Raw genomic sequence first — 21,300 nt, 5'->3', positions numbered from 1 at the left:
GTTCAGGGTTTCTTGTCGGCCGCAGGTTTAGCCGGTTTTGCCGAGCGCCCCAAGACCGGAAGTTTCGGCCGTCTCGGCCTGTCCATCGAGGCGTCGAGATAATTGGCGTGGACCCAGCCCTTGCTGCCGTCGATCGTGACCAGCCGCCATTTGCCGGAGCGGGCGATCTCGCGCACGCGGCTGCCGCCGGCGAGCGTCATGAGGACAGCGGATCCGACATCGGCGCGCTGACGCAGGTTCACCGCGGTGGTCGTCCTGAGGATGCGCGGTCGGTCGGGCTTCGAGATCGACCCGGTGACGATCTTTTCGGGACGCGGCGGCGGCCGCTCCACGCGCCTTGGCAGCGTGATGGCCGGCCGCGACGGCGCGGCAACCGACTTGAAGACCGGCACACGCTCCGGCGGGCGCGGCACGCCCTTTTCCTGGGACACGACCCAGATGCCCGCGGCCAAGCCGCCGGCAAGCAGCCATCTGAGTTTCGGAAGCGCCAATCCAGCCATGCAGCCATGGTGGGGCCAAGACTTTAACATCCGACAAACAATTGCCGCCGCGACGCTGCGTCCCGCGCATCCGGACTGTCATTTGTCACCCGATCTGCGCTAAGGCAGGTCAGTTCAAGGCAGATGAAACGAACGAGACAACGGGACCGGCAGGAATGACCCCAAAGACCCTTATCGCGCCATCGGTGCTCTCAGCGGATTTCTCGAAGCTCGGCGAAGAGGTCGAGGCGGTGGCGGCTGCCGGCGCGGACTGGATCCATCTCGACGTCATGGACGGGCATTTCGTGCCCAACATCACCTTCGGGCCGCCCATCATCAAGGCGATCCGCAACCGTACGGACAAGGTGTTCGACTGCCACCTGATGATTGCGCCCGTCGATCCCTACATCGCCGCCTTCGCCGACGCCGGCTGCGACCGCATCACGGTGCATGCCGAGGCGGGGCCGCATCTCGACCGTTCGCTGCAGGCGATCAAGGCGCTCGGCAAGAAGGCCGGCGTCTCGCTCAACCCGTCGACGCCCGAAAGCGTCATCGAATACGTGCTCGACCGGCTCGACCTCGTTCTCCTGATGACGGTCAATCCCGGTTTCGGCGGCCAGGCCTTCATCCCTGCGGTGGTCGAGAAGGTACGGCGGGTAAAGGCGATGATCGGCGACCGCCCGATCAACATCGAGATCGACGGCGGCGTCTCGCCCGAGACGGCGCCGCTGGTGGTGGCCGCCGGCGCCGACGTGCTGGTGGCGGGCGCGGCCATCTTCAAGGGCGGCACCGAAGCCGCCTATCGCGCCAACATTGCCGCCATCAGGGACGCGGCCGACAAGGCGCGTTGAAGACCTGGCAGGAGGAGAAAACCATGGCAGCCACACCCCCGGTCTGCGACTTCGGATGGAACGCAATCGACGCGACGCTGCCCGGCGTCGACGGAAGGGAGCATCGGCTCTTCGACCTGGCCGGGCCCAATGGCCTGGTCGTGGCTTTCATCTGCAACCATTGCCCCTATGTGAAGGCCGTGATCGACCGCATCGTCCGCGACGCCGCCGACCTGTCACCTCTCGGCATTGGCTTCGTCGCCATCAATTCGAACGACGCCACCAGCCATCCGCAGGATTCGTTTCCCGAGATGAAGCTCTTCGCGGAACGAAACGGTTTCGGCTTCCCCTACCTGCATGACGAGGACCAGTCGGTGGCGCGCGCCTACGGCGCAGCCTGCACGCCTGACTTCTTCGGCTTCAACGGCAAGCTGGAACTGCAGTATCGCGGCAGGCTCGACGCTTCGCGCAACCGGCAGGACGAGCCGGGGCTGCGTCGCGACCTGTTCGAGGCGATGCGCGAGGTGGCCGCCAGCGGCGCGGGGCCGCGCGACCAGATCGCGTCGATCGGCTGCTCCATCAAGTGGAAGGACTGAGGCCCACGGCGCGCTGCATCGCGATCGACGCCATGCATCCGGGCAGTCGGTTGCGGCCATTTGCGCTATACGTGCCCTCGAATGGCGGGCAGCGCCCGGCCCCTCGCGGAGAAACCTGACGCATGCCGGAAATCGTTGCCGGACTCTTGTGGATAGCGCTCGGCGGCGCGCTCGGCGGGCCGGCCCGCTATTACGTGTCCGGACTTGTCGGCCGTCGCTTCGGCGAGACCTTTCCCTGGGGCACGATGGCTGCAAACGTGACCGGTTGCCTTTTGATGGGCGCACTGGCCGCGACGGTCTCCCTCAATGGCATGGCCCTGTCCTCGCCCGGCTGGCAGATCGCCGGCATCGGCTTCCTCGGCAGCTACACGACGGTGTCTTCCTTCAGCCGCGAGACGCTTGCGCTGGCGCGCGATGGCCAATCGGCCGGCGCCGGGTGGAACATCGCGCTGTCCTTCGGCCTCTGTCTGGCCGCCGTCGCTCTTGGCTACGCTGCGGCAAATGGAATCCTCGCATGAGGGAGCGCGCTGCAACGCAGGCCGGGGCTGCCGATGCACGCGAGACGGCGGGGCTCTACCTTGCCGTCAGCCTGGGCTCGGTGATCGGCAGCGTGTCGCGGGCGCTGGTGTCGCTCGCTGCGGTCGCATGGCTCGGCGAGGCGTTCCTGCTCGGCACTTTGACCGTCAACGTGCTCGGATCCTTCATCATCGGCTACTATGCCACGATGACCGGACCGGGCGGGCGCATCATGGCCTCGACGCGCCAGAGGCAGCTTGTGATGACCGGCTTCTGCGGCGGCTTCACCACCTTCTCCGCCTTCAGCCTGGAGACGCTGATGCTGGCCCAGGCCGGCCGCCTTCCGCTCGCCGGGCTCTATGTCGCCCTTTCCGTCGTGACATGGCTCGCGGCCGCCTGGCTCGGCCAGGTGCTAGCGATGCGCTCCAACCGCATGTGAGGAACCGGACCGATGCAGATACCGAAACAGGCAACGCTGCTGCGCATCTTGGTCGGGGAGGACGACCGGCACGACGGCCGCCCGCTCTACGAGGCCCTCGTGATGAAGGCGCGCGAGGCGGGACTCGCCGGCGCGACCGCCTGGCGCGGCGGCATGGGATTCGGCCATTCGAGCAGGCTGCGTACGATGAAGATCATGCGCCTGTCCGAAGACCTGCCGGTCATCATCGAGATCGTCGACGCGCGCGACAAGATCGACGCCTTCCTGCCTGCGCTGGAAGCGATGATGACGGGCGGCCTGGTCACGCTGGATACAGTCGAGGTCCTGCGTTACGGCAAGGACGCCGACTGACCCGCGAGTGGCTGCCTAGGGTCCTGACCCTAGCCGCCGAGACCTTCGAAGAGGATCGTCGACAGATAGCGCTCGGCGAAGGACGGGATGATGACCACCATGTCCTTGCCGGCATTCTCCGGGCGCGAGCCGATGATGGTCGCGGCCTGCAGCGCGGCGCCCGAGGAGATGCCGACCGGCACGCCCTCGAGGCGGGCGACGAGGCGCGCATTGGCGACCGAATCCTCGTTCGAGACGGTGACGATCTCGTCATAGATGTGGGTGTCCAGGATCTTCGGCGCGAAGCCTGCACCGATGCCCTGGATCTTGTGCGGGCCGGGCTGGCCACCCGACAGGACGGGCGAGGCTTCCGGCTCGACCGCGACGACGTGAACGCCGGGCTTGCGCTGCTTGAGCACCTGGCCGACGCCGGTGATGGTGCCGCCCGTGCCGATGCCCGAGATCAGGATGTCGACGCTGCCCTTCGTGTCGTTCCAGATTTCCTCGGCGGTCGTCTTGCGGTGGATCTCGGGATTGGCCGGATTCTCGAACTGCTGCGGAATGACCGCGCCCTCGATGCTGGCGGCCAGTTCGTCGGCCTTGGCGATGGCGCCCTTCATGCCCTTGGCGCCTTCCGTCAGCACCAGTTCGGCGCCGAGCAGCGCCAGCATCTTGCGGCGCTCGAGCGACATCGTCTCGGGCATGGTGAGGATCAGCTTGTAACCCTTGGAGGCCGCCGCGAAGGCGAGCGCGATACCGGTGTTGCCAGAGGTCGGCTCGACCAGCGTGTTCTTGCCAGGCGCGATCCTGCCAGCCGCTTCGAGCGATTCGATCATCGCCACGCCGATGCGGTCCTTGACGGAGGCGATCGGGTTGAAGAATTCGAGCTTGGCCAGGAGATTGGCGACAATGCCCTTCTGCTTGGCAAACTTGTCGAGGCGCACCAGCGGGGTATCGCCGATCGTTTCGGTGATGGAATTGTAGACTCGGCCGCGGCCTGGAACGTGGTTCGACATCGTTTCACTCCCTTGTTGCGCACAAGATAGGGCCTCGCGCGGGAGAATCCGAGGGAACGCCATGCTCAAACTTGCGCAGTCGAGAAACCGGATTCCTCAAAACGGACGATCGCGAGAAGGAATTGGCGCGAAGGATGCTAGTGGCGCGCCGCGATCGCCGCTGCCGCACCCGCCATGAAGCCCGCGGCGGTCCGGTTCAGCACCCGCAGCGCCCGCGGCGTCCTCAGGAACCAGCGCGCCTTGGCCGCCAGCAGCAGATAGGGCACCAGCACCACCAGAAGCACCAGGACGGTCAGTGCCGCGAGCACGCCGTAGTCTGCGACCGTGATCGTCTTCAGGTCCACGATGGTCGGCGTGATGGCCAGGTAGAAGATCATGGTCTTCGGGTTGCCCAGCGTGACCGTCAGGCCGGCGAGGAAACTCGCGGCGAGGCCGCCCTTGCCCCTGCGCGCCTCGACATTCTCGGCCGTGATGCCGCTGGTCCAGAAGGTCCAGGCGAGAAAGCCCAGATAGGCGACGCCCAGCCATTTGATGACGAGGAAGACCATGCCGAAGGTCTGCGCCACCAGCGCCAGGCCAAGCACCACGGCCGTCAGGTAGGTGAGATCGCCGGCGATCAGGCCGAGCGACATGACAAGCGCCGAGCGGAAGCCGGAGCCGAGCGCCCGCGCGATCAGTGCGGTCAGGCCTGGCCCGGGAATGGCGGCAGCCAGCGCCAGCGCGCCGCAATAGGTAACGAAACCGGCAAGGGTCATCGAGTCACTCGTGAGAAATGCAGTCCGGCTTTTCGCACAATCCGGTTCGGCCGGAAACGGCTTTCGATCAGCGGCGCGTCGCCGGGAAATCGGCCTCGAGGCGCTTTTCGAGCTCGACGAGATCGTCGGGCAGCGGCATGCCCATGGCGCGCAGCTCGTTCAGCTTCTCGCGCAGGTTCTCGTGCACCTCGTGGGCGTCTTCCGGCTGGTTGACCATCTGTTCCAGGAGCAGGCTGATCTGAGCCTTGATTTCCTCGAGTGCCATTGTCTGCTCCCTGGGACGTTCCGTCCCGTCTTGCTGCCGGCCACCGGCCGGTTGTTGATATGCTTAGCGCAGCATGCGCGAAACGACCTGCGCGGTATAGTCCACCATCGGCACGATACGGGCGTAGTTGAGGCGCGTCGGGCCGATGACGCCCAGTGCCCCGATGACGCGGGCATCCTTGTCGCGGTAGGGCGCCACCACGAGCGACGAACCGGACAGCGAGAACAGCTTGTTTTCGGACCCGATGAAGATGCGCACGCCCGAGCCCTCCTCGGCGAGGCCGAGCAGCTGGATGAGCCCGTCCTGCGTCTCGAGGTCCTCGAACAGGTGCTTCATCAGCTCCATGTCGGCCTGGGCGGTGACGTTGTCGAGCAGGTTGGCGCGACCGCGCACGATCAGCCGCGACGGCAGTCCGCTTTCGGACCCGGCCCAGATGGCCAGTCCACGCTCGACGAGATCCTGCGACAGCGTGTCGAGGGCTGCCCGGGTCTCTTCCTTGATGCGGGCGATCTCCGCCTTGGCCTCGGCCAGCGTGCGGCCGCGGATGTGGGCGTTGAGGAAGTTCGACGCCTCGTGCAGCTGCGATACGGTGATGCCGGGCGGCAGCTCGACCACCCGGTTCTCGACGTCGCCGTTCTGCGACACCAGCACGACCAGCGCCTTTGTCGGCTCGAGCTGGATGAACTCGATGTGCTTGAGCGCCACCTCGTTGTTGGCCGTCAGCACCAGCCCGGCGCCGCGCGACAGGCCCGAAAGCATCTGGCTGGCTTCCGTCAGCATGTGTTCCATGGTGGCGCCGCTGCCCGACGCCTTGACCTGCGCCTCGATGACCCGGCGCTCGTCGTCGGACAGGTCGCCAAGCTCCATGAAGGCGTCGACGAAGAAGCGCAGGCCCCGCTGGGTCGGCAGCCGGCCGGCGGAAATATGGGGCGAGTAGACGAGGCCGAGATGCTCGAGGTCGCTCATCACGTTGCGCACCGTGGCCGGCGACAGCGACGACGGCAGCATGCGCGACAGGTTGCGCGAGCCGACGGGCTCGCCGTCCTTGAGGAAGGAATCGACGATGCGGCGGAATATTTCGCGCGAGCGCGCATCGAGGGATTGCAGGTTCTGATCGGTGATCGGCGTGGTCATCGTGGCGCAGCACCTCCGGAGGAATGATATAGATGGTGTCGGGCGGAACACAACAAGGCGCCAGGGGCCGTTTTTCTTTGCGCTCCCGGGAGCGCGGGGCTAAAAGCCCGCGACCAGTCCGATTCCCGAAGAAAGAGCCTCGATGCGCCCATCCAAACGCCAGTTCGACGAAATGCGCGCCATTTCCTTCGAGCGCAACATTTCCAAGCACGCGGAAGGCTCCTGCCTCGTCAAGTTCGGCGATACGCATGTGCTGTGCACGGCAAGCCTCGAGGAGAAAGTGCCCGGCTGGATGCGCAATTCCGGCAAGGGCTGGGTGACGGCCGAATACGGCATGCTGCCGCGCTCGACGGGCGACCGCATGCGCCGTGAGGCGGCGTCCGGCAAGCAGGGCGGACGCACCATGGAAATCCAGCGCCTGATCGGCCGCTCGCTGCGCGCCGTGGTCGACCTGCAGGCGCTGGGCGAACAGCAGATCACCGTCGACTGCGACGTCATCCAGGCCGATGGCGGCACCCGCACCGCGGCAATCACCGGCGGTTGGGTCGCGCTGCACGATTGCCTGCGCTGGATGGAAACCCGCCAGATGATCAGCGTCGCCAAGGTTTTGAAGGACCATGTCGCCGCGGTTTCCTGCGGCGTGCATGCCGGCGAGGCCGTGCTCGACCTCGACTATGCCGAGGATTCGACCGCCGGCACCGACGCCAACTTCGTGATGACCGGCAAGGGCGGCATCGTCGAGATCCAGGGCACCGCCGAATCCGCGCCGTTCAGCGAGGAAGAGTTCGCCAACCTCATGGCGCTCGCCAAGAAGGGCATCGCGCGGCTGGTCGACCTGCAGCAGATGGCGGTGGCGTAGGCAGGCATGCAGCCCTCCGCGATCCTCGAATCGGCCCTCTACGTCACCGATCTCGACGCCGCGGCGGATTTCTACGCGGAAGTGCTCGGGCTGGAACGGATCGCCAGTGTCGAGGGCCGGCACGTATTCTTCCGCTGTGGCGCGGGCGTGCTCCTGCTCTTCAATGCCGAGGCGACCAGAAACGGCCCGCCGCCCGACGCCCGACTGCCGGTGCCGCCACACGGCGCGACGGGACCCGGGCATCTCTGCTTTGCCGCGACAGCCGACGAGGTCGAGACCTGGAAGTCACACCTTCTGGACCGCGGCGTCGCCATCGAAGCGGATTTCGAATGGCCGAATGGCGGCCGCTCGATCTATTTCCGCGACCCGTCCGGCAATTCCATCGAATTCGCCGAACCGAGACTCTGGGGACTGTGATGCGCAAGCTCGAGGAGCGAAAGATCGTCGTGGCGAGCCACAATGAGGGCAAGCTGCGCGAGTTTTCCGACCTGATGGCGCCATTCGGCTTCGAGGCGAAGTCGGCGAAGGAACTCGGGCTGCCCGAACCCGACGAGACCGGCACGACTTTCGAGGAAAACGCCTACATCAAGGCTTTCGCGGCGGCGAGCGCCACCGGGTTGCCGGCGCTGTCCGACGATTCCGGGCTGGTGGTCGACGCGCTCGACGGCGCGCCCGGCGTCTATACCGCCAACTGGGCCGAGCGGCCGGACGGCACGCGCGACTTCGGCATGGCCATGCAGCGGACCGAGACCGAACTGCAGCAGCGCGGCGCGACCGAGCCCGGCCAGCGCACCGGCCGCTTCGTCGCCGTGATCTGCCTTGCCTGGCCCGACGGCGAGGCGGAGTATTTCCGCGGCGAGGCCGAGGGGCATCTGGTCTGGCCGCCGCGCGGCGACAGCGGCTTCGGCTACGACCCGGTCTTCCTGCCCGACGGGCACGCCAGGACGTTCGGCGAAATGACCGCCGAGGAGAAGCACGGCTGGAAACCCGGCCAGGCCGAGGCGCTGTCGCACCGCGCGCGCGCCTTCCAGAAATTCGCCCGGGCCTGCCTGGGGGCAGCATGAACGATCTCCTGCCGGTCGGCCGCGATCCCGGCTTCGGCGTCTACGTCCATTGGCCGTTCTGTGCCGCCAAATGCCCCTATTGCGACTTCAACAGCCATGTCCGCCACCAGCCTGTCGACCAGGAGCGGTTCGCCGCCGCCTTCGCGACGGAACTCGCGACGATGCGGGCACGCACCGGGCCGCGCAGCGTCACCAGCATCTTCCTCGGAGGCGGTACGCCCTCGCTGATGCATCCCGAGACGGTCGGCGCCATGCTCGACGCGATCGGCTGCAACTGGACGGTGCCCGACGGCATCGAGGTGACGCTCGAGGCCAACCCCTCGTCGGTCGAGGCGGAGCGGTTCCGCGGCTACCGGGCGGCCGGCGTCAACCGCGTGTCGCTCGGCGTCCAGGCGCTGAACGACAAGGACCTGCGCTTCCTCGGCCGGCTGCACAATGTCGCCGAGGCGCTGAAGGCAATCGAGCTGGCGCGCGAGATCTTTCCGCGCCTTTCCTTCGACCTGATCTATGCCCGGCCGGGCCAGACGGCGGAGGACTGGGCGGCCGAACTCGAACAGGCGATCGGCTATGCGGCCGACCACCTGTCGCTCTACCAGCTGACCATCGAGGAAGGCACGCCCTTCCATGCGCTGCATGCGGCAAAGAAGTTCATCATCCCCGACAACGACCTCGCCGCCGACCTCTACGCGCTGACCCAGGAGGTCACCGCCGCGCACGGGCTGCCCGCCTACGAAATTTCCAACCACGCACGGCCGGGGGCGGAGAGCCGGCACAATCTCACCTACTGGCGCTACGGCGAGTATGTCGGCGTCGGTCCCGGCGCACATGGCCGCTTCGTCGAGCACGGCAGGCGGATCGTGACGATCGCCGAACGGGTCCCGGAGACCTGGGCCAACCTCGTCGAGGCCAGGGGGCACGGCGTGACCGGCGGCGAGACGCTGACACGGGCTGAAGAGGCCGACGAGTTCCTGCTCATGGGACTGCGGCTCGTCGAGGGCATCGACCTTGCGCGCTACGAGGCGATGTCGGGCCGCGGCTTCTCGCCGGCGCGCCTGTCGGTGCTGCAGGAAGAGGGCCTGGTGGCGCCGGTCGGCAATTCGCGCTTGCGTGCCACGGCTTCCGGCATGATCGTGCTCGACGCAGTGGTCGCCGACCTGGCGCGGTAACCGTACTGGCGGCATCATATAGGTAAGCAACGGCTTACTTAGAGAGGGAAGCCATGAACGCAAGCCTTGCATCCTGGCAATTCTGGGCCCTTCTGGCGGCGGCCTTCGCGGCCATGACCGCCATTTTCGCCAAGGTCGGCGTCGAGAATGTCGGCTCGGATTTCGCGACCCTGATCCGCACCGCGATCATCTTCCTGGTGCTCGGCATCATCATTGCCGGCAGCGGCCAATGGCAGCCTCTGGGCGAAATTTCCGCCAGGACCTGGCTCTTCCTGACGCTGTCGGGCCTGGCCACCGGCGCGTCTTGGCTCTGCTACTTCCGCGCCCTGAAGCTCGGCAATGCGTCGCAGGTCGCACCTGTCGACAAGCTAAGCGTCGTGCTGGTGGCGGTATTTGGCGCGGTCTTTCTGGGCGAGCGGCTTAGCCCGGTGAACTGGCTCGGGGTGGTCCTGATCTCGGCCGGCGCGGTCCTCGTGGCCTATCGTTTCTGACGCGCCGCGCAACGCGATCTGGCTGGCGGCAAGCTGTGCCATGCACGCATCGAAGCGGCTGGCCATCAGTGCCTGGCCTCGTCTTCCGGACGGTCGTCGCTGGCTCTTGTCTCGCTGCGTTCGGCGGAATCCTGCGCGCGGGCGCTGCGGTCATTCTGCTCTTTTGCGGCGCGCGTGGGCGAGACCCACTTGCGGCGTCCGGCATAGTACGGTTCGAAACTGTCCTGGATGATAAGCGAAGCCATCGTATCCTCCTCGATACTCCGATAAGAATCCGCCCAGCGTTGTTTGGTTCCAGACTGTGGCGACGCAATGACGCCGACGATATGGGTTGGGGACGAAGCCGCGAGGCGGGCCGAAAGCCCTTCGACAGACCAGGGAAGCGAAGCCAGACGTGACGCAAGCGCAACGAACCTACGTCGTTGGACAGAACGAGATCGTGGCCCGGCCGCTCGAGCCGGCGCTTTACCTCGTCGCCACGCCGATCGGCAATCTCGGCGACATCACGCTGCGGGCGCTGGAGACGCTGGCGGCGGCCGACGTGCTTGCCTGCGAGGATACCCGCGTCACCCGCGTCCTGCTCAACCGCTACGGCATCCGGCAGCGCCCGACCGCCTACCACGAACACAATGCCGGCGAGGCAGGCCCGAAGCTGATAGCCGCGCTTGAAGCCGGCAAGAGCGTGGCCCTGGTGTCCGATGCCGGCACGCCGCTCGTCTCCGACCCTGGCTTCAGGCTGGTCGGCCAGGCGATCGAGGCCGGCCAGCGCGTGGTTCCCATTCCCGGAGCCTCCGCCGTGCTGGCAGCGCTCACCGCATCGGGCCTGCCGTCGGACGCCTTCCTGTTCGCCGGCTTCCTGCCGGTGAAGGACGGCCAGAAGCGAAGCCGGCTCGAGGCGCTGAAAGCCACGCCCGCGACGCTGATCTTCTTCGAATCGCCGCGCCGCCTATCCGACACGCTCGCAGCCATGGCCGATGTGCTCGGCGACCGGCCGGCGGCAATCGGCCGCGAACTGACCAAGACCTTCGAGGAAATGCGCACCGGCAGCCTCGGCGCGCTTGCTGCCCACTATGGCGAGGCACCGACGCCGAAGGGCGAAATCGTCATCTGCGTCGCGCCGCCGGAGCATCAGCCCGACCAGCCCGGGGATGTCGATCGGCTGCTCAGGTCGCTGGTGTCCGAGATGGCGGCATCGAAGGCCGCCGCCGAGGCGGCGCGCATGACCGGGCAGCCGAAACAGGCGCTTTACAGGCGGTTGCTGGAGCTTCGAGACGGGGATGGCGGCTGACCGGCGAACACGGCAGAAGGCCTACCGGCGTGGCCATTCGAGCGAATGGCTGGCCGCGGCGGCCCTGCTTGCCAAGGGCTACCGCATCCTTGCCCGCCGCTACCGCACCAGGCTCGGCGAGATAGACCTGATCGCCCGGCGCGGCGACCTGGTGCTGATCGTCGAGGTCAAGGCGAGGCGAACGCTTTCCGATGCGATGGAGGCGATTGCGCGTGACTCGGAGCGACGCATCGAGGGTGCAGCCGATCTCTGGCTGATGCGGCAGCCTGACTACGGCCGGCTCTCCGTCCGTTTCGACATGGTGGCGGTGCTGCCATGGCGCTGGCCGGTGCATGTCGAGAACGTGTTTTACGGGCGCAACTGACCGCAGCCCTTTACCCGGCCGGACAATCCAACTATCTGCCCAGCCAGACAGCCGGGCGCGACGCCCGGCGACGAGACAGGCACTGTCCACTGGAGACGACCATGACACTTCCCGACCGGCTGAGCGGCGAGCCCAAGAGCCCGTTCTACGACGCGGACCTCCTGGAACGCGGCGTCGGCATCCTGTTCAATGGCAAGGAGCGCACTGACGTCAGCGAGTATTGCGTCAGCGAGGGCTGGATCCGCGTGCCGGCCGGCAAGTCCAAGGACCGCTTCGGCCAGCCGCTGACCATCAAGCTCAAGGGGACCGTCGAGCCCTTCCCGAAGGACGAACCCGCCGCCTCCTAGGCAGCCGGGTTGCGCCGCTCGACCGTCATCGGCAGGCCGCCCTCTGGCTGCGTCGTCAGCTTCTGCACGGGCCAGGGCCTGGTTTCGGGCGTCGTGTTAAAGCGGTACTTCGACATCAGCACGGCCAGCGCGATGATCGCCTCCTGCATGGCGAAGCTGGCGCCGATGCAGACGCGCGGACCGGCGCCGAACGGCAGGTACTGGTAGCGGTCGATCCTGTCGCGGTTCTCCGGGTGGAAGCGCGACGGCATGAAGGCGTCGGGCCGGTCCCATAGCTTGCGGTGGCGGTGGATCGTCCACGGCATGATCAGCACGGCGGCCTTCGGCGGAATGTAGAGATCGCGCCACTGTTCGGGCACGATCGGCTCGCGGTTGATCGATGGCGCCGGGGGATAGAGCCTGAGCGCCTCCTCGAAGGCGGCGCGCGTCAGCGGCATGGCGTCCAGCCATTTCACCGGGTCGGGCTCGCGCGACAGCACGGCATCGATCTCGCGCTCGATCGCCTCGCGCTCCCATGGCGCTTCGGCGAGGCAGTATATCGTCCAGCCCAGCGCCCGCGCCGTGGTTTCGTGGCCGGCGCCGATGAAGGTGATGATGTTGTCCTCGATCTCGCCGCGCGTCAGCCCGCTCGGCCCTTCGGCCCTCAGAAGCAGCGTCAGGAAATCCTCGGGCACCTCGTCTGGCGCGCTCTTCATGCGTTCGCTGCGCATGGTGATCGTGTCTGCGACGATCTTGCGGAAATAGGCCATCGTCTTGCGGCCGCGCAGCCGGGTCAGGCGCGGCAGCCAGTCGGGCGCGCGCAACAGGTCGAGCGGGTCGACGCGCCCCATGGTCTCGAACAGGCGGTCGATCTGCGATGCAAAGCTGCCCGGCTCGCCGGCGATCTCGCCGGAAAACAGCGTCTCGGCCAGGATGTCATAGGTCAGCATGGTCATGTCGGTAGCGACATCGACCGTTCCACCCGCCTCGTAGCGCTCGGCAAAGGCGAGGCTCCGCTCGAGCATCGGCCGCGCGAAGCCGAAAATGTGGCGTGGCGTGAAGACCGGCGCCATCGCCTTGCGCGAGCGCTTCCAGACGTCGCCCTCGGCCGTCAGCAACCCGTCGCGCAGGATCGGCCGCAGGATCTTCTGGCGTACCGTCGCCATCCTGTAGTTTTTGGCATTGTCGACCAGCACATGGCGGATCAGCGCCGGGTCGTTGGCGATGACCAGCGGACCGCCTATGCCGCTCACCGAAATATAGGGCTCGTTGTAGGAAGGCTCGCCCCAGAGTTCGAGCGGGTTGCGGTAGACGATGCGGATCATTTCCAGCGTCGAGGGCGGCGTCTTGCGCGGTGTCGGCGCCGGCGGCACGAAGGGTGCTGGCAGTGTGTCCATCAATGTCTCCGCCTTCAAACAGCGAATCTAGTGTGCCTCGGATGGAACGTCCATGGCGCGCGCCGAAAAGGGGGGCTGGCCGCCCTCCCCGGCCGAGGGTGTGCAAAACCGTCAAAAGCTTGGAATTCAAGGCCTGAGCGCCTATATATTGAGCATATTCAAGCGCCCGATTCGGGGCGGGTTTCGCGCTCTGTCGCGCAGCAGTCAGACGAAAGCAATTCATGAGCGATCAGTCCGAGAACATTCCCGGCGTGCCGGCCGAATACGGCGCCGATTCAATCAAGGTTTTGAAGGGCTTGGATGCCGTCCGCAAACGGCCGGGCATGTATATCGGCGACACCGACGACGGCTCGGGCCTGCACCACATGGTCTACGAAGTCGTCGACAACGCGATCGACGAGGCCCTGGCCGGCCACGCGACCCTCGTGACGGTGACGCTCAACCCGGACGGATCGGTCACCGTGACCGACAACGGGCGCGGCATTCCGACCGACATGCATGACGAGGGCGTCTCCGCGGCCGAGGTCATCATGACCCAGCTTCATGCCGGCGGTAAGTTCGACCAGAACTCCTACAAGGTATCGGGTGGCCTGCACGGCGTCGGCGTATCGGTCGTCAACGCGCTGTCGGTGTGGCTGAAGATGAAGATCCGCCGCAAGGGCAAGATCCATGAGATGAGCTTCACCCATGGTGTCGCCGACTCGCCGCTCGTCGAGACCGGCGACGCCGGCTCCGACACGGGTACGGAAATCACCTTCATGCCTTCGTCCGAGACCTTCACCATGGTCGAGTTCGATTATGGCACGCTGGAGCACCGGCTGCGCGAACTGGCCTTCCTGAATTCGGGCGTGCGCATCGTGCTGACCGATGCACGCCATGCCGACGTCAAGGTGCAGGAACTGATCTACGACGGCGGGTTGGTAGAGTTCGTGAAATATCTCGACCGCTCGAAGAAGCCGCTTATCAGCGAGCCTGTCGCCATCCGGGCCGAGCGCGACGGCATCACCGTCGAGGTCGCGATGTGGTGGAACGACAGCTACCACGAGAACGTGCTGGCCTTCACCAACAACATCCCGCAGCGCGACGGCGGCACGCATCTGGCCGGCTTCCGCGGCGCGCTGACGCGCCAGGTCACCGGTTACGGGGAAACCTCCGGCCTGACCAAGAAGGAAAAGGTCTCTCTCATCGGCGACGATTGCCGCGAGGGCCTGACCGCCGTGCTGTCGGTCAAGGTTCCCGATCCGAAATTCTCCTCGCAGACCAAGGACAAGCTGGTGTCTTCCGAGGTCCGCCCCGTGGTCGAGGGGCTGGTCAACGAGGCGCTTGGCACCTGGCTGGAAGAACACCCAGCCGAGGGCAAGATCGTCATCGAGAAGGTGATCCAGGCCGCCGCCGCCCGCGAGGCCGCGCGCAAGGCGCGCGACATCACCCGCAAGAGCACGCTGGGCGTGACGTCGCTGCCGGGCAAGCTGGCCGACTGCCAGGAACGCGACCCGGCGAAATCCGAACTCTTCATCGTCGAGGGTGACTCGGCAGGCGGCTCGGCCAAGGGCGGCCGCTCGCGCCAGAACCAGGCGATCCTGCCGCTGCGCGGCAAGATCCTCAATGTCGAGCGGGTCCGCTTCGACCGCATGCTGTCATCCGACATGATCGGCACCATGATCACGGCGCTTGGCACGGGCATCGGCAGCGACGAGTTCAACATCGAGAAGCTGCGCTACCACAAGATCATCATCATGACCGACGCCGACGTCGACGGCGCGCATATCCGCACACTCCTGCTGACCTTCTTCTTCCGCCAGATGCCGGAAGTGATCGAGCGCGGGCACCTCTATATCGCCCAGCCGCCGCTCTACAAGGTGACGCGCGGCAAGAGCTCGCAATACATCAAGGACGAGGCGGCCTTCGAGGAATTCCTGATCGGTTCGGGCCTCGAAGAAGCCTCGCTGACCCTGTCGTCGGGCGAAGTCCGCACCGGCCAGGACCTTCGCGCCGCGGTCGACGACGCGCTGGCGGTGCGGTCGCTGATCAACGGCCTGCACTCCCGCTACAGCCGCACGGTGGTCGAACAGGCGGCAATCGCCGGCGCCCTCAACTCGGAGAAGATGGCCGACCTCGGCAATGCCACGCGCATGGCCGATGCTGTCGCCGCAAGGCTCGACGCCATCGCCGACGAAACCGAACGTGGCTGGACGGGCCGGCTGTCCACCTCCAACGAAGGGCCGGGCGGGTTTGTTTTCGAGCGCACGGTTCGCGGCGTCAAGGAATTCGCCCTTCTCGACCTGGCGCTGATCAACTCGGCGGATGCCCGCCAGCTCGGCCGCTATTCGACCAGGCTCGGCGAGATCTACCAGCAATCGCCGGTGTTGCGCCGCAAGGAGGTGTCGGAACCGATCTCGGGTCCGATGGCCCTGCTCGACACGATCTTCGCCACCGGCCGCAAGGGCCTGACGATGCAGCGCTACAAGGGTCTCGGCGAGATGAACGCCGAACAGCTCTGGGAAACCACGCTCGATCCGAACGTGCGCTCGCTGCTGCAGGTCAGGGTCAACGACGCCACCGACGCCGACTCGCTTTTTGCACGGCTGATGGGCGACGATGTCGAACCGCGCCGCGAATTCATCCAGGAAAATGCGCTGAGCGTCGCCAACCTCGACGTCTAGCCGCCGAAGGCGCGCCGGAGCGCCCGGCGGACGGTCATTGCGGGGGGTATTCCGCCGCAAGCGGGTGCTTGTTGACAGATTGCCGGGGTCCTGCTCGGGAGTTTTCGCGCAAGCCATTGTATTCACTTGTTCTTTTGCCAGCACAATTCGCGCAGCCGCTCGATCTGTCCCCTTTTCGGGCTCAGGTGAAGCGCGGGATGGGCCCGAGCTGCGGCGTCTTCCTGTCGGACAGGTCGAGGAAGATCTCGTCGACGAAGCACCAGCCCCAGCCTTCCGGCGGATCGTAGCCTTCGATGACCGGGTGGCGCGTCTGGTGAAAGTGCTTGGTGGCGTGGCGGTTCGGCGAGTCGTCGCAGCAACCGACATGGCCGCAGGTGCGGCAGAGCCGTAGATGCACCCACGCACTGCCGATCTTCAGGCATTCCTCGCAGCCGCGCGCGCTCGGCGTCACGTCCTGGACCTGCTCTGCGTGACGGCACTCGTCGGCCATGGGCTTCGTCCTCCTTCAGGCCGTCGGCTGGGGCCGGGCGGAGAGATAGCTGTGCAGGGCGGCGACCACCTGCGCGCCTTCGCCGATGGCGCCGCCGACGCGCTTGACCGAGCCCGAGCGCACGTCGCCGACGGCGAAAACGCCCGGCACGCTGGTCTCGAGATGGGCGCCGGCGCGCTGGCCGGTGACGACGAAACCGGCCTTGTCGACGCCGACGCCGCAGCCTTCGAGCCAGGCTGTGGCCGGGTCGGCCCCGACGAAGAGAAAGACGTGGCGCATGTCGCGCTCGGTCTCGCGTCCGCTTGCATTGTCGCGCATCCATACCCGCTCGAGGCGGCGATCGGACCCGTCGAGCGCCACGAGTTCGGTGCGCCGGTGCAGTTCGATATTGGACGTCGCCGCCAGGCGGTCGATCAGGTAGCGCGACATGCTGTCGGCGAGTTCTGGACCGCGGATCAGCACGTCGACCTTGGACGCCAGGCCGGAAAGGTAGACCGCTGCCTGGCCGGCGGAGTTGCCGCCGCCGACCACGATGACGTCCTGGCCAGCCGTCGGCTTGGCCTCGACCGGCGAGGCCCAGTACCAGACGCCCTTGCCCTCGAAGCGGTCGAGTTCCGCGATCGGCGGACGCCGGTAGCGGGCGCCGCTGGCGATGACTACGGAGCGCGCCCGGATACGCTCGCCAGCATCGAGCAGGATGCCGAAGAAGCCGTCGTCGAGACTGCAGTCGAGGCTGAGAACCTCTGTCGGGATCATCATGTCGGCACCGAACTTCTGGGCCTGCACGAAGGCCCTCCCGGTCAGGGCACCGCCCGAGATGCCGGTCGGAAAGCCGAGATAGTTCTCGATGCGGGCGCTGGCCCCGGCCTGGCCGCCATAGGCGCGGCTGTCGAGCACGGCAACCGAAAGCCCCTCCGACGCCGCATAGACGGCGGTTGCAAGGCCCGCCGGTCCGGCGCCCACGATTGCGACGTCATAGACCGCCGTTTCGGCCCGGAGCGCATTCATGCCGATGGCGCGCGCCAGTTCGGGCTCGCCCGGATTGCGCAAGGTGGTGCCATCGGCCAGCACGACCCATGGCAGGTTGCGCAGGCAGGTGGGCGAGGCCGCGACGAACGAGGCGGCATCCTCGTCGGTTGCAGGATCGACAAGGTGGTGCGGATAACCGTTGCGGTTGAGAAAGTTCTGCAGCCGCGCGACGTCCGGCATGGTGTCGTCGCCAACGATCAGCGGGCCGCCGACGCCGCTCTGGATCAGCCCGACGCGGCGCAGGATGAGCGCGCGCATGATGCGTTCGCCGAGATCGGCCTCGGCGACCATCAGGGCACGCAGCCGATCTGGCGGAATGACCAGCGCCTCGACTTCGCCGCCGTCGGCCCTGGCGTCGACCAGCGAAGCCCGGCCCGAGAGCTGCCCGACCTCGCCGATGAACTGCCCGGGGCCGTGGTCGACGATCGGATTGACGTGGCCGAGCCCGTCGCGCTGGCTCATCGCCACCTGGCCCTTGAGGACAAGGATCATGCCGGGCGCGACCCTTCCCGTCTCGACGATCAGCTCGTCGGCCGCGAAATGCCTGAGCGTGCCGAAGGGGGCGATGCGGCCGACATCGTGCGACGACAGCACCGGAAACATCTGATCGTAACGTGAATTCAGCTCGGAGACGGATTTTTGCACCATGAGGCTAGTTCTCTCATCTGCCGGCGCCAAGTCTTTTCAATTCGCCCGCAATAGGCGATGCGCAGCCGCCGAGCGCGATCCTGCATCACTCCCGCGTCACACCTCAACAGATTTCAGGCGCTCGGCGACCAGCTCCGCGAGACGCGCGGCAACGTCCTCCTTGCTCATATCAGGCCAGTCCTCGACGCCGGACTTGGCGACGATCCGGACACGATTCCTGTCGCCACCCATGACGCCGCCCGCATGGCTGACATCGTTGGCAACGATGAAGTCGGCGCCCTTCTTCGCGAGCTTCGCCTGGGCGTTGGCCAGCAGGTTTTCGGTTTCGGCGGCGAAACCGATCACCAGATAGGGGCGCTGCCGGTGATGGCCGATGCCGGCGAGGATGTCGGGGTTCTCGACCATCTGCAGCGATGGCGGCCCGTTACCCGCCTGCTTCTTGATCTTCTCGCCGGCCGACGATGCGGTGCGCCAGTCCGCGACCGCGGCGACGAAGATCGCCGCATCGGCCGGAAGCAATTGCTCGACTACGTCGCGCATCTCCTCCGCGCGTTCGACATGGACGGTGGAAACGCCTTCCGGGTCGGCAATCGAGACCGGGCCCGAAACCAGCCGCACATCGGCGCCTAGCCGGGCTAGCGCCGCGGCAATCGCGTGGCCCTGCTTGCCCGACGAGCGGTTGGCGATATAGCGCACCGGGTCGATGGGTTCGTGCGTCGGCCCGGAGGTGACGATGATCCGGCGGCCGGCAAGCGGCTTCGGTCCGGGAGCGAGCAGCGCCTCGATCGCCGCCACGATCTCAAGCGGCTCGGCCATGCGGCCCGCGCCGGCCTCGCCGCTTTCGGCCATCTCGCCGCTGTTGGGACCGACAAGGGCGATGCCGTCCTTCTCGAGCGTGGCCCGGTTGCGGCGGGTTGCCTTGTGGTTCCACATTCTCGGGTTCATCGCCGGTGCCATCAGTACAGGCTTGTCGGTGGCCAAAAGCACCGTCGAGGCCAGGTCGTTGGCAAGCCCGTTTGCGGCTTTCGCCATCAGGTCGGCGGTGGCCGGGGCGACGACGATCAGGTCGGCCTCGCGCGACAGGCGGATGTGGCCGATGTCGTGCTCGTCCTGGCGGTCGAAAAGGTCTGAGAAGACGTGGTCGGCCGACAGCGCGCCGACCGACAGCGGCGTGACGAATTCCTGCGCGGCGGCAGTCATGACGCAGCGAACGGCGGCGCCGCGCTCGCGCAGGCGCCGGATCAGGTCGAGCGACTTGTAGGCCGCGATGCCGCCGCCGAGGATCAGGAGGATGCGCCTGCCTGCCAATGTGCCAGATGCGTCGCCTGGGTCGCGTGGGGCCGTAGCGACCGGCTGCGACTGCGCCGACCCCGCCGCCGGCAACCGGCCGGTAACGCCGTCGCGGATCATCAACCTAAGCTGCTCTTCCATCGAGACGCCGTGTTGCGCGGCGAGCTGGCGCAGAAGGTCTTTGACAGAATCGTCGAGGTTCCTGACGGTGATGCTGGCCACTTGATTGCACGCCTTGGGTCAAATGATTGCAATGCAATCATAGTGGCATGTTCCGGCCTGTCAGGAAAGCCTGTAGGCGATCCACACCAATGCGAGTGCGCAAACCCAGAGCGCGACGCGTCCCCAGCGGTTTGCACGCGCCTCGGCCTTGCCGATGGCATCCGTGGTCGTCTTGTCGAAGCGCAGGCCGTGCTCTGCCATGCTGTCGATCTCACGCGACAGCCGTTCCGTGCGCGCAGCAAGGTCCGGGGCCTGGCGCGCCAGGGCGAGTAGCGCGTTGGCGCCGTCGCGCGCATCGATCAAGACCCCGCGCGGGCCGAGATTGCCGGCTATCCAGTCGCCGACGACCGGTTCGGAGGTCTTCCACATGTTGAAGGCCGGATCAAGCGTGCGCGCAACGCCCTCGACCACCACCATGGTCTTTTGCAGCAGAACCAGCTCCGGCCGCGCCTGCATGTCGAAGAGCTCGGTCACCTCGAAGAGCAGCGTCAGCAGCTTGGCCATCGAGATCGTCTCGGCCGGCTGTCCGTGGATCGGCTCGCCGATGGCGCGGATGGCCTGAGCGAAGGCGGCGACATTGTGCGTGCGCGGCACGTAATCGGCCTCGAAATGCACTTCTGCGACGCGCAGGTAGTCGCGCGTGATGAAGCCGTAGAGAATCTCGGCGAGGAAGCGTCTCTCCTTCTTGCCAAGCCGGCCGGTGATGCCGAAATCGACCGCGACGATCGTACCGTCGGCCTCCACGAAGAGGTTTCCCGGATGCATGTCGGCATGGAAGAAGCCGTCGCGCAGCGTGTGGCGCAGGAAGGACTGGACGAGGTTGGCGGCGATGGCATTGAGGTCGTGGCCGGCGGCGCGCAAGCCCTCGACGTCCGACATCTTGATGCCGTCGATCCATTCGAGCGTCAGGACATCGCGGCCGGTGCGGACCCAGTCGACCTGCGGCACGCGAAAGCCCGGATCGTCACGTGTGTTCTCGGCAATCTCCGAAAGTGCCGCTGCCTCCAGCCTCAGATCCATCTCGATCCTGGTGGTCTGCGCCAGGGTGCGCGCGACCTCGACCGGCTGCAGACGCCGCGAGGCCGGGATGTAGCGCTCCTGCATGCGCGCGGCGAGGAAGAAGCCTTCGAGGTCGCGGAAGAAGGCACGGCGAACGCCGGGCCGGATGACCTTGACGGCGACCTTCCTGGAGTCGCCGTCGTCGCCGACCTCAGCCGCATGGACCTGCGCGATGGAAGCGGCCGCAACCGGTTCCCCGAAACTGACGAAGAGATCGTCGAGCGGGCGCCCGAGCGAGCCCTCTATGGCCTCGACCGCCTGGCTGCGCGGAAAGGTGCCCATCCGGTCCTGCAACTGGGCGAGGTCGAGCGCCATGTCGTTGCCGACGACGTCGGGGCGCGTCGCCAGGAACTGGCCGAGCTTGACATAGGAGGGGCCAAGCCTGGTCAACGCGAAGGCAAGCCGGTCGCTCCTGCCGCGGCCGATGGCGCGTGGCCGCGTCAGCAGGCGTGCGAAGCGCCAGCCAAAACGCGGCAGGCCGGCGAGATCGTCGCCCGGCAGCGCCGCCACGACCCCCTCGCGCACCATGATCCAGCCGGCCCTGAAAAGCCGGAGAGCAGCGCCCGGGCTGCTCATCGACATAC

At 66.7% G+C, this 21,300-nt stretch carries 25 protein-coding genes; 14 read left to right on the top strand and 11 right to left on the bottom strand.

Annotation, left to right across the window (positions count from 1 at the left end; genetic code table 11):
- Positions 1-2: 2 nt before the first annotated feature.
- The gene (locus ACT2BZ_RS08780) at positions 3-491 is read right to left on the bottom strand and encodes an SH3 domain-containing protein (RefSeq protein ID WP_457940512.1); all 489 of its coding nucleotides are present in this window, start codon (positions 489-491) and stop codon (positions 3-5) included.
- 164 nt (positions 492-655) lie between these two features.
- On the opposite strand from ACT2BZ_RS08780, the gene rpe reads away from it, so the two are divergent.
- From rpe to ACT2BZ_RS08755, 5 genes are all read left to right on the top strand, one after another.
- Positions 656-1,330 (top strand): ribulose-phosphate 3-epimerase, encoded by a 675-nt coding sequence (gene rpe, locus ACT2BZ_RS08775; protein ID WP_457940510.1) that lies wholly within the window; start codon positions 656-658, stop codon positions 1,328-1,330.
- A 23-nt stretch (positions 1,331-1,353) separates the two neighbouring features.
- Positions 1,354-1,905 (top strand): thioredoxin family protein, encoded by a 552-nt coding sequence (locus ACT2BZ_RS08770; protein WP_457940509.1) that lies wholly within the window; start codon positions 1,354-1,356, stop codon positions 1,903-1,905.
- 122 nt (positions 1,906-2,027) lie between these two features.
- Complete coding sequence (crcB, locus tag ACT2BZ_RS08765) at positions 2,028-2,423, top strand: fluoride efflux transporter CrcB (protein ID WP_457940508.1); 396 nt, start codon at positions 2,028-2,030, stop codon at positions 2,421-2,423.
- Complete coding sequence (locus ACT2BZ_RS08760) at positions 2,420-2,860, top strand: fluoride efflux transporter FluC (RefSeq protein WP_457940506.1); 441 nt, start codon at positions 2,420-2,422, stop codon at positions 2,858-2,860. Before crcB ends, ACT2BZ_RS08760 begins: the two co-directional genes overlap by 4 nt.
- Positions 2,861-2,872: 12 nt before the next feature.
- The gene (locus ACT2BZ_RS08755) at positions 2,873-3,211 is read left to right on the top strand and encodes a DUF190 domain-containing protein (RefSeq protein ID WP_457940505.1); all 339 of its coding nucleotides are present in this window, start codon (positions 2,873-2,875) and stop codon (positions 3,209-3,211) included.
- Positions 3,212-3,240: 29 nt separating this feature from the next.
- Here the strand turns inward: ACT2BZ_RS08755 and cysK are convergent, their stop codons facing one another.
- The 4 genes from cysK to hrcA all read right to left on the bottom strand — a co-directional run bounded on the left by cysK (position 3,241) and on the right by hrcA (position 6,360).
- Entirely contained in the window at positions 3,241-4,206 is a 966-nt protein-coding gene (gene cysK / locus ACT2BZ_RS08750; protein WP_457940504.1) for a cysteine synthase A, read from the bottom strand.
- A gap of 137 nt (positions 4,207-4,343) precedes the next feature.
- Positions 4,344-4,961: a LysE family translocator gene (locus ACT2BZ_RS08745; protein WP_457940502.1), complete on the bottom strand. Its 618-nt coding sequence runs from the start codon at positions 4,959-4,961 to the stop codon at positions 4,344-4,346.
- Positions 4,962-5,028: 67 nt separating this feature from the next.
- A complete protein-coding gene (locus ACT2BZ_RS08740; protein WP_457940501.1) occupies positions 5,029-5,226 on the bottom strand; it encodes a hypothetical protein in 198 nt (65 codons plus the stop codon).
- Positions 5,227-5,289: 63 nt separating this feature from the next.
- Positions 5,290-6,360, bottom strand: a complete 1,071-nt coding sequence (hrcA, locus tag ACT2BZ_RS08735) for a heat-inducible transcriptional repressor HrcA (RefSeq protein ID WP_457940500.1) — start codon at positions 6,358-6,360, stop codon at positions 5,290-5,292.
- Positions 6,361-6,502: 142 nt separating this feature from the next.
- Between hrcA and rph the strand changes: the two genes are divergently transcribed.
- Genes rph through ACT2BZ_RS08710 form a run of 5 tightly spaced genes read left to right on the top strand, consistent with a single transcriptional unit; the run spans position 6,503 to position 9,940 of the window.
- The gene (gene rph / locus ACT2BZ_RS08730) at positions 6,503-7,219 is read left to right on the top strand and encodes a ribonuclease PH (protein ID WP_457940499.1); all 717 of its coding nucleotides are present in this window, start codon (positions 6,503-6,505) and stop codon (positions 7,217-7,219) included.
- A gap of 6 nt (positions 7,220-7,225) precedes the next feature.
- The gene (locus ACT2BZ_RS08725; RefSeq protein WP_457940498.1) at positions 7,226-7,636 is read left to right on the top strand and encodes a VOC family protein; all 411 of its coding nucleotides are present in this window, start codon (positions 7,226-7,228) and stop codon (positions 7,634-7,636) included.
- Positions 7,636-8,283 carry an RdgB/HAM1 family non-canonical purine NTP pyrophosphatase gene (gene rdgB, locus ACT2BZ_RS08720; protein ID WP_457940497.1) on the top strand — a complete coding sequence of 216 codons (648 nt, stop codon included), beginning with the start codon at positions 7,636-7,638 and terminating at the stop codon, positions 8,281-8,283. The genes ACT2BZ_RS08725 and rdgB overlap by 1 nt, the downstream gene beginning before the upstream one ends.
- Positions 8,280-9,449 (top strand): radical SAM family heme chaperone HemW, encoded by a 1,170-nt coding sequence (hemW, locus tag ACT2BZ_RS08715; protein ID WP_457940496.1) that lies wholly within the window; start codon positions 8,280-8,282, stop codon positions 9,447-9,449. The genes rdgB and hemW overlap by 4 nt, the downstream gene beginning before the upstream one ends.
- Positions 9,450-9,502: 53 nt before the next feature.
- On the top strand, positions 9,503-9,940 hold the full coding sequence (locus ACT2BZ_RS08710) for an EamA family transporter (RefSeq protein WP_457940494.1): 438 nt from the start codon (positions 9,503-9,505) through the stop codon (positions 9,938-9,940).
- A 65-nt stretch (positions 9,941-10,005) separates the two neighbouring features.
- Here ACT2BZ_RS08710 and ACT2BZ_RS08705 read toward each other — a convergent pair whose 3' ends face one another.
- Complete coding sequence (locus ACT2BZ_RS08705) at positions 10,006-10,185, bottom strand: hypothetical protein (protein ID WP_457940493.1); 180 nt, start codon at positions 10,183-10,185, stop codon at positions 10,006-10,008.
- Between the two features lie 149 nt (positions 10,186-10,334).
- Here ACT2BZ_RS08705 and rsmI point away from each other — a divergent pair, with 149 nt between their 5' ends.
- From rsmI to ACT2BZ_RS08690, 3 genes are all read left to right on the top strand, one after another.
- Positions 10,335-11,228 (top strand): 16S rRNA (cytidine(1402)-2'-O)-methyltransferase, encoded by an 894-nt coding sequence (rsmI, locus tag ACT2BZ_RS08700; protein WP_457940492.1) that lies wholly within the window; start codon positions 10,335-10,337, stop codon positions 11,226-11,228.
- Positions 11,218-11,592, top strand: a complete 375-nt coding sequence (locus ACT2BZ_RS08695) for a YraN family protein (RefSeq protein WP_457940491.1) — start codon at positions 11,218-11,220, stop codon at positions 11,590-11,592. The genes rsmI and ACT2BZ_RS08695 overlap by 11 nt, the downstream gene beginning before the upstream one ends.
- Positions 11,593-11,693: 101 nt before the next feature.
- Complete coding sequence (locus ACT2BZ_RS08690; protein ID WP_457940490.1) at positions 11,694-11,939, top strand: DUF3297 family protein; 246 nt, start codon at positions 11,694-11,696, stop codon at positions 11,937-11,939.
- Here ACT2BZ_RS08690 and ACT2BZ_RS08685 read toward each other — a convergent pair.
- Positions 11,936-13,315 (bottom strand): cytochrome P450, encoded by a 1,380-nt coding sequence (locus ACT2BZ_RS08685; RefSeq protein ID WP_457940489.1) that lies wholly within the window; start codon positions 13,313-13,315, stop codon positions 11,936-11,938. The two genes, ACT2BZ_RS08690 and ACT2BZ_RS08685, sit on opposite strands and share 4 nt — an antisense overlap.
- A 221-nt stretch (positions 13,316-13,536) precedes the next feature.
- On the opposite strand from ACT2BZ_RS08685, the gene gyrB reads away from it, so the two are divergent.
- Positions 13,537-15,978: a DNA topoisomerase (ATP-hydrolyzing) subunit B gene (gene gyrB / locus ACT2BZ_RS08680; protein ID WP_457940488.1), complete on the top strand. Its 2,442-nt coding sequence runs from the start codon at positions 13,537-13,539 to the stop codon at positions 15,976-15,978.
- A gap of 181 nt (positions 15,979-16,159) precedes the next feature.
- Here the strand turns inward: gyrB and ACT2BZ_RS08675 are convergent, their stop codons facing one another.
- The 4 genes from ACT2BZ_RS08675 to ubiB all read right to left on the bottom strand — a co-directional run bounded on the left by ACT2BZ_RS08675 (position 16,160) and on the right by ubiB (position 21,292).
- Positions 16,160-16,468, bottom strand: a complete 309-nt coding sequence (locus ACT2BZ_RS08675; RefSeq protein ID WP_457940487.1) for a UBP-type zinc finger domain-containing protein — start codon at positions 16,466-16,468, stop codon at positions 16,160-16,162.
- A gap of 15 nt (positions 16,469-16,483) precedes the next feature.
- Entirely contained in the window at positions 16,484-18,145 is a 1,662-nt protein-coding gene (locus tag ACT2BZ_RS08670; protein WP_457940486.1) for an FAD-dependent oxidoreductase, read from the bottom strand.
- 96 nt (positions 18,146-18,241) lie between these two features.
- Positions 18,242-19,657 (bottom strand): bifunctional phosphopantothenoylcysteine decarboxylase/phosphopantothenate--cysteine ligase CoaBC, encoded by a 1,416-nt coding sequence (coaBC, locus tag ACT2BZ_RS08665; protein ID WP_457940484.1) that lies wholly within the window; start codon positions 19,655-19,657, stop codon positions 18,242-18,244.
- A gap of 60 nt (positions 19,658-19,717) precedes the next feature.
- Entirely contained in the window at positions 19,718-21,292 is a 1,575-nt protein-coding gene (gene ubiB, locus ACT2BZ_RS08660) for a 2-polyprenylphenol 6-hydroxylase (RefSeq protein ID WP_457940482.1), read from the bottom strand.
- Positions 21,293-21,300: the final 8 nt, after the last annotated feature.

The sequence above is a fragment of the Mesorhizobium sp. 10J20-29 genome (assembly GCF_054130485.1).
Note: the sequence above shows the minus strand (reverse complement) of the source record. Positions and strands in the feature narration are given on the sequence as shown.

Excerpts from the sequence above, each read along its gene's own strand:
- ACT2BZ_RS08675 (WP_457940487.1), bottom strand. The coding sequence starts at position 16,468 with ATGGCCGACGAGTGCCGTCACGCAGAGCAGGTCCAGGACGTGACGCCG.
- crcB (WP_457940508.1), top strand. The coding sequence starts at position 2,028 with ATGCCGGAAATCGTTGCCGGACTCTTGTGGATAGCGCTCGGCGGCGCG.
- rdgB (WP_457940497.1), top strand. The coding sequence starts at position 7,636 with ATGCGCAAGCTCGAGGAGCGAAAGATCGTCGTGGCGAGCCACAATGAG.
- ACT2BZ_RS08690 (WP_457940490.1), top strand. The coding sequence starts at position 11,694 with ATGACACTTCCCGACCGGCTGAGCGGCGAGCCCAAGAGCCCGTTCTAC.
- ACT2BZ_RS08745 (WP_457940502.1), bottom strand. The coding sequence starts at position 4,961 with ATGACCCTTGCCGGTTTCGTTACCTATTGCGGCGCGCTGGCGCTGGCT.
- ACT2BZ_RS08710 (WP_457940494.1), top strand. The coding sequence starts at position 9,503 with ATGAACGCAAGCCTTGCATCCTGGCAATTCTGGGCCCTTCTGGCGGCG.
- ACT2BZ_RS08670 (WP_457940486.1), bottom strand. The coding sequence starts at position 18,145 with ATGGTGCAAAAATCCGTCTCCGAGCTGAATTCACGTTACGATCAGATG.
- ACT2BZ_RS08770 (WP_457940509.1), top strand. The coding sequence starts at position 1,354 with ATGGCAGCCACACCCCCGGTCTGCGACTTCGGATGGAACGCAATCGAC.
- ACT2BZ_RS08740 (WP_457940501.1), bottom strand. The coding sequence starts at position 5,226 with ATGGCACTCGAGGAAATCAAGGCTCAGATCAGCCTGCTCCTGGAACAG.
- hrcA (WP_457940500.1), bottom strand. The coding sequence starts at position 6,360 with ATGACCACGCCGATCACCGATCAGAACCTGCAATCCCTCGATGCGCGC.
- ACT2BZ_RS08725 (WP_457940498.1), top strand. The coding sequence starts at position 7,226 with ATGCAGCCCTCCGCGATCCTCGAATCGGCCCTCTACGTCACCGATCTC.
- hemW (WP_457940496.1), top strand. The coding sequence starts at position 8,280 with ATGAACGATCTCCTGCCGGTCGGCCGCGATCCCGGCTTCGGCGTCTAC.
- ACT2BZ_RS08695 (WP_457940491.1), top strand. The coding sequence starts at position 11,218 with ATGGCGGCTGACCGGCGAACACGGCAGAAGGCCTACCGGCGTGGCCAT.
- ACT2BZ_RS08685 (WP_457940489.1), bottom strand. The coding sequence starts at position 13,315 with ATGGACACACTGCCAGCACCCTTCGTGCCGCCGGCGCCGACACCGCGC.
- gyrB (WP_457940488.1), top strand. The coding sequence starts at position 13,537 with ATGAGCGATCAGTCCGAGAACATTCCCGGCGTGCCGGCCGAATACGGC.
- ubiB (WP_457940482.1), bottom strand. The coding sequence starts at position 21,292 with ATGAGCAGCCCGGGCGCTGCTCTCCGGCTTTTCAGGGCCGGCTGGATC.
- cysK (WP_457940504.1), bottom strand. The coding sequence starts at position 4,206 with ATGTCGAACCACGTTCCAGGCCGCGGCCGAGTCTACAATTCCATCACC.
- ACT2BZ_RS08755 (WP_457940505.1), top strand. The coding sequence starts at position 2,873 with ATGCAGATACCGAAACAGGCAACGCTGCTGCGCATCTTGGTCGGGGAG.
- rpe (WP_457940510.1), top strand. The coding sequence starts at position 656 with ATGACCCCAAAGACCCTTATCGCGCCATCGGTGCTCTCAGCGGATTTC.
- rph (WP_457940499.1), top strand. The coding sequence starts at position 6,503 with ATGCGCCCATCCAAACGCCAGTTCGACGAAATGCGCGCCATTTCCTTC.
- ACT2BZ_RS08705 (WP_457940493.1), bottom strand. The coding sequence starts at position 10,185 with ATGGCTTCGCTTATCATCCAGGACAGTTTCGAACCGTACTATGCCGGA.
- ACT2BZ_RS08760 (WP_457940506.1), top strand. The coding sequence starts at position 2,420 with ATGAGGGAGCGCGCTGCAACGCAGGCCGGGGCTGCCGATGCACGCGAG.